This window comes from Kitasatospora nipponensis, from assembly GCF_039528135.1.
GTDB lineage: Bacteria > Actinomycetota > Actinomycetes > Streptomycetales > Streptomycetaceae > Kitasatospora > Kitasatospora nipponensis.
Map to the genome: position 1 here is coordinate 28,675 of NZ_BAAALF010000028.1, position 14,280 is coordinate 42,954.

Here is a 14,280-nt window from a genome sequence, read left to right on the forward strand (position 1 = left end):
CTGAGAACTTTTCATCCTGAATTCGCAGGTGGGATGGGGTGGCCTGGGGTCGGTCGGGTGTGATCGCGCTGGTCGTGGGCCGTGATCGCGGCGCTTGATCGTCTGTCAGCGGGTGATCTCGGCGCGGGTCAGCACCAGGAGCGCGCGCAGCAGCGTGGTGGCGTGGCGCCAACGAGCACGGCTTCGCCGACCTCAAGAACTGGCGCATCCTCACCAAGGGGAGATGAGCTTGTTGGCTTCCTGCTGGGCCGAGGTGAGCGGCATTCTGCGGGCGGCGCGCTTCCCGGTGCTGATCACCGGGTTGTCGGGGTCGTCGTCCAGCGCGGTGAAGCCCAGGTCCCCGATCGCGCCGAGGCCGGCGGCGCGCAGCTTCGCGCAGATCTTGTTGTGCCTCGCGGCGGTCAGGTCCGAGGCGCGGCCGGGTTCGGCCGCCGAGATCCACAGCAGGTTCCCGCGCCCGTCGGTGGCGGCCAGGAACAGCAGCCCGTGGGCCTTGTGCTTCCCGGAGTAGTTGCGCCGATTCTGTCTACCAGTGCGGCGTCCGGTGCGCGCCCAAGCTCGCCGTGAACCCCGTCACCAACCTCCGTGGTCAGTACACCTAGTGCCGCACCCAGCAACCTTTGCCCCGTTGATGACACGATTGCCGTGCTGGGACAGTCGGTCGGGAGAGTCTGGGGGACGTGATGGTGCATCTGCGTGTTGAAGACACGTTCGTGGTGTTATCCGGGGTGCTCAGGAGGCGTAAGGCACGTAAGGCAACTACTCCTGATCGGTACGTGCCTTACAAATATCCGGGGGTCCGTCAGGCAAGTTCGGCACGTACGGGACGTCAGCAGCGGGTTTTTACCGCGGCCGATCCACGGGGCACTGACCAGACGGCTCGACGGGGGCGGCCGACGGGTCGGCGGTGTCGACCTGGTCGGTCCGCCGGACGACCCACCGACATTCAGGCCGTCAGCTGCCCGCCGTCAGCCGTCAGACCGTGGCGAGGAGCCAGGTGGCCAGGAGCCCGAGCAGGGCCGCCGCCCCGGGCAGGTAGATCGCCAGCAGCCAGTCGAAGCAGCCGCGCGCCACGCGCCGGAGGTGGGAGCGGGTCGCCAGGCCCAGGCGGACTGCCGCATGGTGGGAGACCCGTGCCGTGGCGGTGGCCGGGCCGTCAGCCACCGGCTCGCCCGAGTGCGGTGGCGCGAGGAGGGCAGCGACGCGCGCGATGACCTCCGGCTCGTCGAGCCGCAGCGAGACTCCCCGCGCGTCGATGAGCCAGAGGTCGTCCCATCCTCGGTAGCGGCCGGGGAAGCGGCAGCGCCGTATCCGCACCAGGGCGGTGAGGTCGAGGGTCCGCACGCCGGTCAGCGTCCGGGCGGTGACCCAGCGCAGGTCGGGGCCGTGGCTCACGCTGCGGGTCGCGACGTGCAGGAAGCCGAGGACGCAGGCGCCGACCAGGCCGGTGAGTGCCCCGGCGAACTGTGCGCCGTCGTGGGCGGCGCCGGCGCGTTCCAGCAGGGCGGGTACGACGACGCCCGACGCGGTGGCCACGCCCAGGACCGCGTAGCCGATCCGGAGCCGGCGCCTGCTCGCCTCGGCCGGGACGCCGCAGGGCCCGGCCGCGGCGAGCAGGGCCGCCGCACGCCGGTCGGGCTCCACGACCACCGCCGGCCGCCGCCCGGGCTGCGGCTTCTTCCGTCGCTTCTTGCCCGCCATGGATCCCCCTCGTCCACGTCCACCTGTGATCGACAACGTAGCCCTCCCCTCCTCCGAGCCCGCCGCCAGGCCCCGGGGAAGCAGGCCCGAGGGGTCCGACGTCAGAGGGGCCGGACGTGAGCGGAGTGCGCTCCGGGTACGCTGTGGCCGGGGTCGGCGTTGTCCACATCAGGCTCCGTGGGGTCGGGCCAGCGCCTGTTCGTTCAGGGTCGCATCGGAGGCTTGACCACGTGTCTTACGTGCCTGACAACTCCAGATGCCCGCTGACCTGATCAGATAGCCGATGAACCCAGATAACCCCTGCCAGGGCGGGGGCCGGCCGTCACTGGTCGGCTCCTGTAGGTCCCGCGCTACGGTGTCCAATTCCGGGGCACCATGTCCAGCGGATGTCCGTTTGGACAAGTCGTGTGGAACCACTGATCAGCGCGTCCAAGCTGCATGCGGACCCATGGACCTGAGCCAGAGCCGAGCCAAGGAATGATGGGCTGATGCGCGTCGTCCTCCTTCAACCACCAGTGTTCAGACGCGAAGCCCCGGCCGCTTTGCTGGCTGAGGCATTGGGAGTGCCTCGGATCTCCTTCGGCGATCTCATGCGTACCAACCTCTCCCGGGGCACTGAGCTGGGGATCCGAGCCGCCGAGATCATGAACTCCGGCAGACTGCTCCCTGAAGAAATCATCACTGCGGTCGTCCGCGACCGCCTGCACGGGGTGGCTCAGCCGGACTTCCTCCTCGTTGGATATCCGAACAGCGCCACCCAGGCACTCGCTCTGGACCAGTTGCTCCACGAGCTCGGCAAACCCCTCGACGGCGTGCTCCATCTGCGCCTTCCTGAGGCGGAGGTGGAGCGCCACGCCCGCCGCCTGGCGGCCCGTCGCCTCTGCCGCGACGACCAGACCCATCGCTTCGAGCCAGAGGTGGATCAGCTGCTCGTCGATGGCGTCTGCAACGTCTGCGGCGGTGAGCTCTATCAAAGCGGGGACGACAACGAGAACAGCATCCGCGGTAAGTTCGGATCCCACGACGCGTGGCTGGAGCCCATCGCCCAGCACTACGCCAGGCAGGATCTCCTCGTCACGGTCAACGCTGCCGGCAGGTCCGACGAGATAACCAGGCACACGCTCACTGCGCTTCAGGCGCATAGCCTCCGACCCAAATCAGGGCCAGCGACGTCATAGAGCCCGACCAGCGAGGATTGGACACAGTCCTCAGGAACGCGTTCGGATGACACGAGCGCGGAACGCCAAAGCCTTGCAGGTCATGGCTATGCCGCTGGACACCGCAACGCGGAACCTACAGCTCCAGCAGGGTGCTGTCGTTGAGGGCGACCGGCTCTGGCGCTCGGGGTGGGTGTTCGGCGTGAGGTGACGGTCGCCGGTGTGGAGAGGTTCCGCCAATGCTTCGGCGCCCCGGTCACCGGCGGGGAAGATGTTGGCCTGCTCATTGCCGATGTGGCCGAGGGCGATGTCCAACGCGGGATGGTGCTCTCGTCGGACATCGCGGCGGCTGGAACGTGAGAGCGGCGGGTCCTGTCCAGACCGTAGAGCTCAGGCGATGTTGGCCCTGGCCACGACCTCGCTGAGCCGGAGGTCGGCGGTGTGCTTGTTCCGCCAGATGATGTAGCGGCGGATCATGCTGCCCTGTTCCTTGTGGCTGGGGTGGTCGGTGCCGTCGAGGGCGAAGTAGCGCAGGGCGGTGAACTGGGCCTCGATGCGGTTGAGTCATGAGCTGTTGGTCGGGGTGCATGCGATCTCGACGTTGTTCGCCGCCGCCCACGTCCCGACCCGCTGGCACCGATTTGTCGTCAGGTGCGGCGAGTATTTGTCGCAGACGATCGCGATGCGCACGTCGGCCGGGTGCAGCGAGCGCAGGTAGCGGCAGAACTCCAGGAACTTCGAGCGGTTCTTGGTCTTCTTGATGTGGCCGTAGAGCTGGTCTTTGGCCAAGTCGTAGGCGGCGAACAGGTGCCGGACGCCGTGAGGGCGGGTGTAGGTCGCCCGCTTGCGGGGCCGAGGTTCGCGGTCGGGGTCCCTGTGCGTGCCGCCGCGTTCGGTCCACTGGCGGCCGGGGTGGGGCTGGAGGTTGAGCGGGCTGAACTCGTCCATGCAGAAGATGACTTCGGGCTCTCCTTCCTCGGGTATGACCTCGCCGTCGGCGATGGCGTAGAGGTGCTCGACGCGGGCCTTCTCGGCCGCATAGTCCGGATCGCGGGAGGTCTTCCAGGTCTTCACGCGTTGAAACGAGACGCCTTCCTCGCGGAGAAGGATGCGCAGGCCCTCGTGGCTGGTGTCGTCGACCACCCCCTCGGCGACCAGGAAGTCGGCCAGCTTGGCCAGGCTCCAGGTCGAGAACGGCAGGCCGTGCTCGGCCGGCTTGGACTTCGCGATCTTCTTGATCTCGGCGCTCGGGCAGCGTGAATGTCTTGGGCCGGCCGCCCCGGTACTTCGGGTAGAGGGAGTCGAAGCCGTCGGCGTTGAAGTTGTGGATCACGTCCCGGACCCGGTCCGCGCTGGTGAACGTCACCTCGGCGATCCTGCCCACGTCCATGCTCTGCGCGGACAGCAGAACCATCTGGGCCCGTCGCCAGCTCACCACCGAGCCGGTGCCCCGCCGGACGATCCGCAGCAGCCGCCCCTCGTCGTCATCGATCTCTCGTACTCGTACTCGCTCTGCCAGCCGCACAGCTTGGCGCAGACGCGACGCCCAGAGCATCACCCGGACGGCGCGTCACATCACAACAGGGCGAACGTTGCTGGATGCGGCACTAGGTCAGGCCCGCCGGATGCTCGAGACGTACCGCGTCCGGCTCTGGGCCCAGCAGCTCGGCTCCGCGCAGACGGTCGGTGATGCCCGCATCCGCAAAGATGCTGAGTCCGTAGCCGGCCCTACTCGGCGTCCTGTGCTTCGATCAGGTCGAGGTCGCGGACGCAGAAGCCGAGGTGTTCGAAGGTCTCGTTGAGCACCGTGGCGAGGCACTGCCGCACCAAGCGGCCCCGGGCGTACGGCGGCCAGACATCGTCGTCGGGCACCGGCGCTCGCGCTGCGAGCTGCGCAGCGCTGACCTCCTCGAGCCAGGCCTGCAGCTCGGCGGCCTGCGCGTCACGCACGCTCACGATCTCCTCGAGGGTCGGATCGAGCGAGAGGTCAAGCCCGTGCGCTCCACGGTAGGGCTCGACGGTCGTCCCGATGCCCATCGGTGTGAACAGCTCCGTCGAGCCCAGGCAGCAGCGGCGGAACCACGAGTCGTGGACGAAGACCAGGTGGCGCATCGTCTGCACCGCCGACCACTCGTCGTTCACGCTGCGGCGCTCGATGCCGGGCCTACGGCGGATTCGCTCGATCGTGGCGGCCCAGCCGGCATGGAGCTGACGCGATGCCTCGCGCAGATCGTCAGGGTCCTCGGAGCGGATCAGCACCCGCACCGGATGACGCCGGTCGAGCTCTGCCTCGACGTACTCGCTGACCTCGACACCGTTGACCACGAGGTTGGCGACGAGCCCGTCGATCACGGCATTCTGCATGACGACGCCGATCAGGCGTGCCCCGCTCAGATCGCACTCGCGGAACTCCACACCGTGCAGATCCTCGTCCACATATCGCGTCATGCCCCGCATACTAGATCCGAGCACCGACAAGCCGGCCTCCCCGCAACTGCTCGACTTCGCTGTCGACGAAATCCCACCCGCCCAAAGGCCAGACCCGCACCCAGGCTTGCTCCGGTTCGTAGACGTCTTCGGAGTCGTCGATGCCGATCAGGAACTCGCGTCCATCGTCAAACAGGCCGTACTCGGCGGCCATCCGCATCCGCCCGGCATTGAGAACCCTTCATCTTGAATTCGCAGGTGGGATGGTGTGGCCTGGGGTCGGTCGGTCGGTCGGCCGGCCGGCCGGCCGGGTCGGGTCACTCGTCTGTGCCTGACGGCATCGTCCGGTTTCGCAGCCCCCTACGATCGGCGGCGGAGCTTGGACGCGGGTCGAGGGGGTCGGAAGTCGGAAAAGTTCTCACTGAGGACGCCCGCACCGCCGAGGACGCCCCACCACCGAGCATCGGCGGCGGGTGCTCAGGACACCAGACCCTGCTCCGCCAGTTCCGTCAGGGTCACGGTGCACAGGCCGCCGCGTTCGCTGCGCACGTCCGTCACCTCCAGCCGGGTGCCCGGCAGCAGGATGAACTCCTCCTCGCCGGTGAACGCCGAGAACTCCTGGATGCCGGTGGCCCGGAGCGGACGCACCTCGAAGAGCGTGCGCCTGCCGCGACTGCCGAGGAACGCCCGCGCCACGCCGGGCTTCGACGTGCAGGAGGAGACGCCCCACCAGGTCACGGTCCGTCCGAGCGGGTACTGTGCGCGCAGGTCCAGCGACACCCCGCGCCAGAGCGGCTCGGTGCGGGCGGGCAGCTGCGAGACCGCCGAGAACAGCAGCCGCAGGTACGGGAGGTAGGGCACGACCCTGGTCCGGTCCGGGGAGCGCAGGACGGAGTTGATCTCCCGGTAGAACGCGGACTCGCAGGTGTAGAGGTGCAGGGCGGCGATCGCGTCGGCGGACAGGCCGGCCTGCGCCTCGTCCGCCCGCCGGCGGCCGAACTCGTGCGACAGCCCGACGTGCCGGTCCAGGCCGGACAGCAGCGCGGCGACACGGCTCACGGCGTCGCGGAAGTCCATCAGCGGAGTGTCGAGTACCCCGGTGACGGCCGGCAGGACGAGCCCCTCGTCCTTCACACCGGCGAGTCGTTCGAGGTAGAGCTGGTGCAGCTCCATGGTGGACGTGATGAACGCGCCCATCCGCTCGGCGACGGCGCCGTCCGTCGCGCCGCCGCCGCTGGCGCGGGTCTCCCAGCCCCGGCTCGGCAGCCAGTCGACCTCGTCGGCGCCCAGCGAGGCGAGAGCCGCGTTCACCGTCGCGAAGTGGTCGCCGTCGCAGAAGACGTCGCCCTGCGCCGCGGGGTTCGCGTGGTCGATGTGCCGGACCTCGACCCCGGGGTACTTCTTCTGGAGCCGGAGGACCACCTGCTTCAGACTGCGCGCGTGCGCTCCCCACCAGGCGAAGACCACCCCGCGGTCCTCCTCCCCGGCGTGCTGCTTGGCCCGCAGGATCTCCTCGACGATCCGCTCGGCGACCGGCCGCCAGAACGCGGTGTGCCCCTCGGGTCCGATCGCCCCGTCGCCACTGGCGGTCAGGGCCGCGTTCAGCAGCAGCACGCCCTGGGTGAGCATCGCCTGGAACCACTCCGGCGGCTGCACGGTGTCCTGCTCCTTCAGCAGCGCCCGCACGTCGGCGATCGGGGTCTTCCTGGGGATGCCGTACTTCCAGATCGCCGCCGCCTTGATCAGGCAGCGGAGGCTGACGACCCTGCCGAACCGGCTGTCCTTCCAGTCGTGGAAGGTGTTGTCGAACATCGCGATGCCGGTGGCGCTCTCAGGCCGGGGGTACGGGTTCTGGCCGAAGACGACGACCTTCCAGCGGTGCGGTGCGTGCGGCTTGAGCGCCTGGAAGGTCAGTTCGCGGACGGGGACGACGCCGGGGCCGCGGTCCGGGCCGATGAACGCGGCCGCCTCGGGCCGGGCCTCGATGACCGGCCGCAGCAGGGGGAGCCAGGGCTCGCCGCCACCCGCGAAGAGTTCCGCGAGGGCCAGCGGGTCGTTCGGGTCGGGCGTGGCGGCGGTCGCGGGCGTGGCGGGGGTGGCGGGGGTGGCGGGGGTGCTGGCGTCGCTCATGGTGGAGGTCTCCGCAGGATCGGACCGTGCTGACGGCGGGCGTCGTCGGCGGGCGGTCGACACGCCGACGGTGAGCACAGTCCTACCGGCCGGGTGTGACAACCGCCGGCCCGTCCGGCCGGGGTGCTTCGAGCCCGCTGACGACTGGTCAGCCGGCCTCTCCCGGGCGGTCGCTGACGGCGGCCGACCTGTCAGTGCCCGGCGGTAACGTCGTGATCGACAGCGAGGGACAGTCGTTCTCGATCGGAGTGGGCCATGACCGAAAACCGTGCGCAGTCGCCGCTCAGGGTGGTGCTGACCGACCTCAACTCGACGGTGGTGCAGGCCTGGCGGGCGGCCTTCGCCGACACCCCCGGGGTGGAGATCCGCCAGGGCTCGATCCTCGACGAGCAGGTCGACGCCTGGGTCAGCCCCGGCAACTCCCGCGGCCGGATGGACGGCGGCGTCGACGCCGTCATCAAGCGGCACCTCGGCGCGGGCATCCAACTGCGGGTCCAGCGCGCGATCCGGGACCGGTTCGCCGGGCGGCTCCCGGTGGGGAGCGCGGTGTGCGTCCCGTCCGGGGCGGTCAATCCGGCGTTCCTGATCTCGGCGCCGACGATGGAGGAGTCCGCGCAGAACGTGAGCCAGACGCTGAACGTCGCGCTGGCGTGCGCCGCCGCCTTCCAGGCGATCCACCGGCAGAACGAGGAGGCGCCGGGCAGCATCACGTCGGTGGCGCTGGTCGGCATGGGCGCCCGGACCGGTCGGGTGCCGGCGCGGGTGTGCGCCAACCTGATGTGGACGGGCCACACCCTGTTCAACGACCACTCCTTCGAGGACTTCGACGACCTGCGCAGCACGATCGTCGCGCAGCTCGACGACATCGAGCGGGCGCCCGACACGAAGCCGGTCCGGATAGCCCCGCCGGCGCGGGTCACATCGCGCCGCTGACCGGGTGTCGCCGCCCCAAGGGCCGTGTCACCGCGGGCCGTTGTTGCGGCAGCGTTACAGGTCGTTCCGCCGACGACGGGCTGACCTGCGGTGATGCCGCTTCGGTCGAGGGGGTGCCCGACTTTCACCACCTCCTGGGCCGGTGCCTCGGCTACAGTCGCGCCTGCCGGGTGCGGCCTGTCGGGCGTGGGTCTGCCCGGCATGCGCCGGGCCGTTTCGCGGACGATGGAGGAACCTGTGCCGCCGACCTCGCAGCCACTGCGGAAGTTGGGCTTCCTGACGATCGGGTTGTTCGAGGAGGAGGACCCCCGGCGCGGTCACGAGTCGACGCTCGAACTCATCGAGCTGGGGGAGCAACTCGGCTTCGACAGCGCGTGGGTGCGTCATCGTCATCTGCAGTACGGCATCTCCTCGCCGGTGGCCGTGCTGGCGGCGGCCTCGCAGCGCACCAGCCGGATCGACCTGGGCACGGCGGTCATACCCCTGGGGTGGGAGAACCCGCTGCGGTTGGCCGAGGACCTGGCGACGGTCGACATACTCTCCGGTGGCCGCCTCAACCCGGGGGTCAGCGTGGGGCCGCCGATGCACTACGACCGGGTGAGGGAGGCGCTCTACCCCGACACCGGCGACATCGAGGACTTCGGCTACGACCGGGTCCGGCGACTGCTGGACTTCGTCCGCGGCGGGCCGGCCAGCGACTTCGACGGGACGGAGGGCTTCGAGGTGTTCTCACGGCGCGTCCAGCCGCAGGCCGCGGGGCTGGGGCGCCGGCTCTGGTACGGCGGCGGCAGCCTGCGCTCGGCGCGGTGGGCCGGCGAGCACGGGATGAACCTGCTGACCAGCAGCGTGGTGAAGTCCGAGAGGTCCGGGACCCCGGAGCCGGGGACGTCCCAGGAGCCCGAGGACTTCGCCGAGGTCCAGCTCTCGCACATCAGGACGTTCCGGGCCCACCACCCCGAGGGCGAGCGCGCCCGGGTCTCCCAGGGCCTGGTCGTCATCCCCACCGACAGCGCCACGCCGCAGCAGCGGGCCAGGTACCAGGAGTACGCCCGCCGGCGGTTGCCGCGCACCGCGGCGCCGCAGGGCCCGGCCCGCCTGATGTTCGCCCCCGACCTCGTCGGCGGCTCCGCGGAGATCGCCGAACGGCTCCACTCCCACGCGGCCTTCCGCGAGGTCGACGAGGTCGCCTTCGCGCTGCCCTTCACCTTCGAGCGCGCCGACTACGTGCAGATCCTCACCGACCTCGCCACCCGGCTCGGCCCCGCGCTCGGCTGGTCGCCGGCGGCCTGACCCGCGAACGCCACCGCCGGGCCACCGGCGCCACCGCCTGCCTGCCTGCCCGACCGGCCCGCCCGGTCAGCGGGCGATGGTGGCGTGCATCTCCCACACCAGGATCTCGGCGGGCTCGACCGCAGTGACCCGCTGGCCGCCGACCGCGGTGAACCGCACCGCGTCGCCGGCCTCCAGCGGCCCGACGCCCTCCAGCGCCACGCTGCCCCGCGGGACGAACAGGTGCAGGAAGGGGGCCTGCGGCAGTTCGACGCTCTGGCCGGGCTGCAGACGGGCCACGTGCAGCGCCGCGTGGCGGTTCCTGATCCGGATGGCGGACTCACCGTCGTGCCGGTCCATCCCGGAGGCCACCGGGATCAGGCCGCCGGACAGCAGCGCGTCGTCGATCTCCAACTGCTCGTACCCCGGCGTGATGCCGCCCTCGTCCGGCAGGACCCACATCTGCACGAAGTGGACGGGGTCGGTGTGCGCCTCCGCACCGCTCAGGCGCCAGGAGTCGTTCTTCTCCGAGTGCAGGATGCCGGAGCCCGCGCTCATCCGCTGGGCGAGTCCGGGGTAGATCACGCCGGAGTGGCCGGTGGAGTCCTGGTGGACCAGGGAGCCCTGCAGGACCCAGGTGACGATCTCCATGTCGCGGTGCGGGTGGGTCTCGAAGCCGCTGCCCGGCCGGACGATGTCGTCGTTGTTGACCAGCAGCAGCCCGTGGTGGGTGTTGTCGGGGTCGTAGTGTCCGCCGAAGGAGAAGGAGTGCTTGGAGTCCAGCCAGTCGATCTTCGTACCGGACCGCTCGCCGGAGCGGCGGACGTCGATCCGGGGCTGCTGCACGGTCGTGTTCATCGCGTGGTCCTTTCGGGCGTTCCCGCCGGGTTGCCGACTCTGCACGGAAGAACCTAGTTGATTCTTCAACTATTCCCGCCATGAGGGGCCGTCCTGCGGGTCGCCCCGCGAAGGGCCGTAGGCGCCGGTCACGCCCGCGTGGGCGCACGGCCGTGCAGGGGTCGCGCCGTGCTCAGACGTTCAGCGCCAGCGGGAAGGTGACGCCGGTCAGCCGCTCAGAGGCCGCCCACAGCCGCTCGGCGGCCACCGGGTCGCTGGCCGCGGGCGTCCGCCCGACCAGGGTCGGGGCGCCGCGCATCTCGCCGAGCCCGTCAGGGCCCAGGTAGGCGGCGCCGGGCAGGTCCTGGGTGGCGGCGTACAGGGTGGGCAGCGCGCCGGCCGCGCTGTCCTGCGCGATCAGCGGGTTGGTGACCAGCATCAGCGCGCGCCGCACCGCGCTGCTGTCGCGGCCCTGGAGGTTGGTCGCGGCGTAGCCGGGGTGCGCGGCCAGGGCGCGGACGGACGAGCCGGCCGCGGTGAGCCGGCGCTGGAGTTCCAGCGTGAAGAGCAGGTTGGCCAGCTTGGACTGGGCGTACGCGCGGACCGGGGTGTACTCGCCGGTCAGGTCCAGGTTGTCGAAGTGGATCCGGTTGCCGGGCAGCCGGTGGGCGCCCGAGGAGACCGTGACCACCCGGTCGGTGACGTGCGGCAGCAGCAGGGTCGTCAGCGCGAAGTGGCCGAGGTGGTTGGTGCCGAACTGGGTCTCGAAGCCGTCCTTGGTGCGGGACTGCGGGACGTTCATCACGCCGGCGTTGTTCACGAGCAGATCGAGGTCGCCTTGCCAGGAGGCGGCGAACTCGCGTACGGAGGCGAGGTCGGCCAGGTCGAGGCGGCGCACCTCGAGCCCGCCCCTGACGCTGCCCACGGACCGGGCCGCGGCCTCGCCGCGCCCGACGTCGCGGACCGCGAGCACCACGTGCGCGCCGGCCCGGGCGAGAGCGGTGACGGTGGCGATGCCCAGGCCGCTGTTGGCCCCGGTGACCACGGCCGTGCGGCCGCTCTGGTCGGGGATGTCGGATGCGTTCCACTTCGGCGTCTTCGTCATGCCCCCAATGTAGGCATCGTCAACAATGATGTCAATGACAACAATGTGGGCAACGAAAACACTGGTGCGGCCGCGAGGGATCGGAGGCGACCGTCGTGGCCCTAGGGTGGGGACATGCAGAGTCGCCCCTACCACCATGGAGACCTCCGGGCCGCGCTGCTCGTGCGCGCCGAGGAGACGCTCCGCGAGAAGGGGCCGGGCGCCCTCTCGCTGCGCGAGCTGGCCCGCGACCTCGGGGTCAGCCATGCCGCGCCCAGCCGGCACTTCAAGGACAAGCAGGCGTTGCTGGACGCGCTGGCCCTGGCCGGTTTCGACCGCCTCGGTGCCGGCCTGACCGCGGCCTGCGGGGCGGCCGGCGATTCCTTCGCCGAGCAACTCGGCGCGCTCGCCCGCGGTTACGTCGGCTTCGCCACGGCCAACGTCGTGCTGCTCGACCTCATGTACGCCGTCAAGCACGACCCGGCGGCCTCCGAGGCGTTGATCGCCGCGGGCCAGCGCTGGGCGGAGCTGGCCATCGGGCTGATCGCCGAGGGGCAGCGCCGCGGTGAGGTGCGCGAGGGCCCGCTGGAGCTGATCGGCACCCCGGTCTTCGCCACCCTGCACGGCTACGCCAGCCTCGCGGTGGGCGGCATGCTCCCGCCCGAGGCGGTCGCCACCGGCCTCGACGACGTCATCACGTACATGCTGCGCGGCTGCGCACCGGACCGTCCGTAGCGCCGGGCGCCCGGCTCACGCTTCGGGCCGCAGGGCGGCCAGGACGGCCCGGGTGGTCCATTGCCCGGCGGCACCGGGCCGGCCGGCGAGGTAGTCCGCGCACCGCTCCGGGGGCCAGCCGTGGGCCTCGGCGAGGCCGGTGGCGATGGTGCGGAGGTACCCGGCCGAGGGGGCGTTGAGGTCGGCGTCGGCCAGGGCCCAGGGGGCGGTGAAGGTGAGGACCGGGATGTCGTCGATCACCCCGGGGCAGAGCAGCGTCTCGTACCGGCCGGGGCCGAGCCGGTCGCGGCCGGTGGCCAGCGCGCGGGTCAGGTCGAGGTCCACCCCGGGTTGCCGGTGCATCTCCTGGGCGGCGATGTCGGAGAACTGACGCACCGTGACGAGGTAGGCCCGGGCAGGCAGCTCGCCGTCCTGGGCGGGGTCGTAGCAGCCCGTGCCGCCGCCCCACACGAGCGACTCCCCGGCGAAGTACAGCAGGCCGGGCAGCAGCGCCGGCACCGTCCGCCGGGGTGGTCGGCGGTCGCGGCAGCCCGGGTAGCTGCGGGCCCCGCCGGCCGGCCGGCCGCCGGCGAGGTAGCACGCCAGCCGGTCGGCGTGCATGTTCGAGCCGTAGGCCGCGTACCACACCGGCTCCCGCGGTCCGGGGGCACCGGTCGCGGGCCGTACCGGCCGGGCGCCGGAGAGCCGGGCGGCAGGAGCGTTGCGGGCACCACCGATGACGGATCGTCTGGATTCCTCCACGGTCCACGAAGCTACCCGTCGAGGGACGGCGGACGCGGGAGGTCCGGGTCCGGCGCTCGCTCACCGCGCTGGGACGGTACGGCGAGGCCGAGGACGTCGCCGCCGCGGTCGCCCACCTGGCCGGTCCGGGCGGGCGCTACGTCACGGGCACCAGGCTCGTCTTGGACGGCGGGTCCACCACCTGATGCGACGAACGCCCGGCGCCCGGCTTCCGGTGTCCAGACCGGGTCCGCCCCCTGCCCACCGCACCGGGCAGCTCCTGTGCTCGGCGCATGGCCCTGACCGCCCCCACGCCCGCCGGACCGCCGGAGCCCGCCGCGCCGGAGCCCGTCACGGCCGAGCCGGTGCGGGCCGTGCCCGGTTCGCTGCTCACCCAGTCCTGGCTCGACCTCACCTTCCTGCACTGGGCCCTCGACCCGGCGCAGGTGGCGCCGTTGCTGCCGCCCCACACGCGTCCGGACGTGCTGGGCCCGGTGACGTACGTGGGTCTGGTGGCGTTCCGGATGCACCGGGTGGGGTGGTTCCGGCTGCCCGGGGTGCCGTACCTCGGGACGTTCCCGGAGACCAACGTGCGGCTCTACTCGGTGGACGAACAGGGCCGGCGCGGCGTGGTGTTCCGCTCGCTGGAGGCGTCCCGCCTGGTCCCGGTGGCGACCGCCCGGCTGGGCTTCCGGCTGCCGTACGTCTGGGCCCGGATGGCCATCGAGAAGCGCGGCGACACCGTCACCTACACCAGCGCCCGGCGCTGGCCGGGGCCGCGCGGCGCGCACAGCCGGATATCCGTCCGGATCGGTGAACCGGTGCGGGAGCCGACCGAGTTGGAGCACTTCCTGACGGCCCGCTGGGGGATGCACAGCGACTTCTTCGGCCGGCAGATGTACCTGCCGAACACCCATCCGCGCTGGCCGCTGCACCGCGCCGAGCTGACCGGGTGCAGCGAGGACCTGGTGGCCGCCGCCGGGCTGCCGAAGCCGCTCGCGGCGGTCAGCGTGCTGTACTCGCCGGGCGTGCCGGTGCGCTTCGGCTGGCCGCTGCGCCCGGCCGGCATCCCGACACCCTGAGGGGGTCCGCGGCACGGCGGCCGGGCCGCACCGACCACGGCTCGCGCGTGGATTCAGGCTCGGGTCAGGCTCGGGTCAGGCCGCCGGTACGGGCTCGCCGGCGCGGTCCGGCAGGGCCGCCGGCACGGTGCCGGCGGCGGGCGGGGCGGGGGGGGGGGGCGGGGGGGGGGGGGGGGGGGGGGAAGCGAGGGGCAGGCGGGGGGGG

Annotated in this window: 15 protein-coding genes and 2 pseudogenes; 7 read left to right on the forward strand and 10 right to left on the reverse strand. The window is 71.5% G+C overall.

Annotated elements, in window-relative coordinates; translation table 11 throughout:
• Positions 1–210 precede the first annotated feature (210 nt).
• Both ABD323_RS45965 and ABD323_RS11050 read right to left on the reverse strand, forming a co-directional pair.
• Positions 211–513: pseudogene (locus ABD323_RS45965) on the reverse strand (transposase family protein); the annotation flags it as partial.
• 462 nt (positions 514–975) lie between these two features.
• Positions 976–1,701 (reverse strand): hypothetical protein, encoded by a 726-nt coding sequence (locus ABD323_RS11050; protein ID WP_344441145.1) that lies wholly within the window; start codon positions 1,699–1,701, stop codon positions 976–978.
• A gap of 488 nt (positions 1,702–2,189) precedes the next feature.
• On the opposite strand from ABD323_RS11050, the gene ABD323_RS11055 reads away from it, so the two are divergent.
• The gene (locus ABD323_RS11055) at positions 2,190–2,879 is read left to right on the forward strand and encodes an adenylate kinase family protein (RefSeq protein ID WP_344441146.1); all 690 of its coding nucleotides are present in this window, start codon (positions 2,190–2,192) and stop codon (positions 2,877–2,879) included.
• Between the two features lie 30 nt (positions 2,880–2,909).
• Here ABD323_RS11055 and ABD323_RS11060 read toward each other — a convergent pair whose 3' ends face one another.
• On the reverse strand, positions 2,910–3,173 hold the full coding sequence (locus ABD323_RS11060; RefSeq protein WP_344441147.1) for a hypothetical protein: 264 nt from the start codon (positions 3,171–3,173) through the stop codon (positions 2,910–2,912).
• 75 nt (positions 3,174–3,248) lie between these two features.
• Positions 3,249–4,377, reverse strand: a pseudogene (locus tag ABD323_RS11065) (IS630 family transposase).
• Between ABD323_RS11065 and ABD323_RS45970 the strand changes: the two are divergent.
• On the forward strand, positions 4,304–4,660 hold the full coding sequence (locus ABD323_RS45970) for a DUF3418 domain-containing protein (protein ID WP_425555948.1): 357 nt from the start codon (positions 4,304–4,306) through the stop codon (positions 4,658–4,660). The pseudogene ABD323_RS11065 and the gene ABD323_RS45970 overlap by 74 nt on opposite strands.
• On the opposite strand, the gene ABD323_RS11070 is transcribed toward ABD323_RS45970, so the two are convergent.
• The 3 genes from ABD323_RS11070 to ABD323_RS11080 all read right to left on the reverse strand — a co-directional run bounded on the left by ABD323_RS11070 (position 4,587) and on the right by ABD323_RS11080 (position 7,415).
• A complete protein-coding gene (locus ABD323_RS11070; protein WP_344441148.1) occupies positions 4,587–5,294 on the reverse strand; it encodes a DinB family protein in 708 nt (235 codons plus the stop codon). The genes ABD323_RS45970 and ABD323_RS11070 overlap by 74 nt on opposite strands.
• Before the next feature lie 22 nt (positions 5,295–5,316).
• Entirely contained in the window at positions 5,317–5,499 is a 183-nt protein-coding gene (locus ABD323_RS11075; RefSeq protein ID WP_344441149.1) for a hypothetical protein, read from the reverse strand.
• Between the two features lie 263 nt (positions 5,500–5,762).
• Positions 5,763–7,415 carry an ADP-ribosyltransferase domain-containing protein gene (locus ABD323_RS11080; protein WP_344441150.1) on the reverse strand — a complete coding sequence of 551 codons (1,653 nt, stop codon included), beginning with the start codon at positions 7,413–7,415 and terminating at the stop codon, positions 5,763–5,765.
• Between the two features lie 255 nt (positions 7,416–7,670).
• Here ABD323_RS11080 and ABD323_RS11085 point away from each other — a divergent pair, with 255 nt between their 5' ends.
• Entirely contained in the window at positions 7,671–8,348 is a 678-nt protein-coding gene (locus ABD323_RS11085; protein ID WP_344441151.1) for a macro domain-containing protein, read from the forward strand.
• A gap of 237 nt (positions 8,349–8,585) precedes the next feature.
• Positions 8,586–9,638 carry an LLM class flavin-dependent oxidoreductase gene (locus ABD323_RS11090; RefSeq protein WP_344441152.1) on the forward strand — a complete coding sequence of 351 codons (1,053 nt, stop codon included), beginning with the start codon at positions 8,586–8,588 and terminating at the stop codon, positions 9,636–9,638.
• A 66-nt stretch (positions 9,639–9,704) separates the two neighbouring features.
• On the opposite strand, the gene ABD323_RS11095 is transcribed toward ABD323_RS11090, so the two are convergent.
• Both ABD323_RS11095 and ABD323_RS11100 read right to left on the reverse strand, forming a co-directional pair.
• A complete protein-coding gene (locus tag ABD323_RS11095; protein WP_344441153.1) occupies positions 9,705–10,475 on the reverse strand; it encodes a pirin family protein in 771 nt (256 codons plus the stop codon).
• A gap of 172 nt (positions 10,476–10,647) precedes the next feature.
• On the reverse strand, positions 10,648–11,559 hold the full coding sequence (locus ABD323_RS11100) for an oxidoreductase (RefSeq protein WP_344441154.1): 912 nt from the start codon (positions 11,557–11,559) through the stop codon (positions 10,648–10,650).
• Positions 11,560–11,673: 114 nt separating this feature from the next.
• Between ABD323_RS11100 and ABD323_RS11105 the strand changes: the two genes are divergently transcribed.
• Positions 11,674–12,273, forward strand: coding sequence for a TetR/AcrR family transcriptional regulator (locus ABD323_RS11105; RefSeq protein WP_344441155.1), 600 nt, complete (start codon positions 11,674–11,676; stop codon positions 12,271–12,273).
• 15 nt (positions 12,274–12,288) lie between these two features.
• Here the strand turns inward: ABD323_RS11105 and ABD323_RS11110 are convergent, their stop codons facing one another.
• The gene (locus ABD323_RS11110; protein ID WP_425555950.1) at positions 12,289–13,014 is read right to left on the reverse strand and encodes a histone deacetylase; all 726 of its coding nucleotides are present in this window, start codon (positions 13,012–13,014) and stop codon (positions 12,289–12,291) included.
• Here ABD323_RS11110 and ABD323_RS45975 point away from each other — a divergent pair.
• Together ABD323_RS45975 and ABD323_RS11120 are read left to right on the forward strand one after the other, a co-directional pair.
• Positions 13,005–13,199, forward strand: coding sequence for an SDR family oxidoreductase (locus ABD323_RS45975; RefSeq protein WP_425555954.1), 195 nt, complete (start codon positions 13,005–13,007; stop codon positions 13,197–13,199). The genes ABD323_RS11110 and ABD323_RS45975 overlap by 10 nt on opposite strands.
• 87 nt (positions 13,200–13,286) lie before the next feature.
• A complete protein-coding gene (locus ABD323_RS11120) occupies positions 13,287–14,075 on the forward strand; it encodes a YqjF family protein (RefSeq protein WP_344441156.1) in 789 nt (262 codons plus the stop codon).
• Positions 14,076–14,280: the final 205 nt, after the last annotated feature.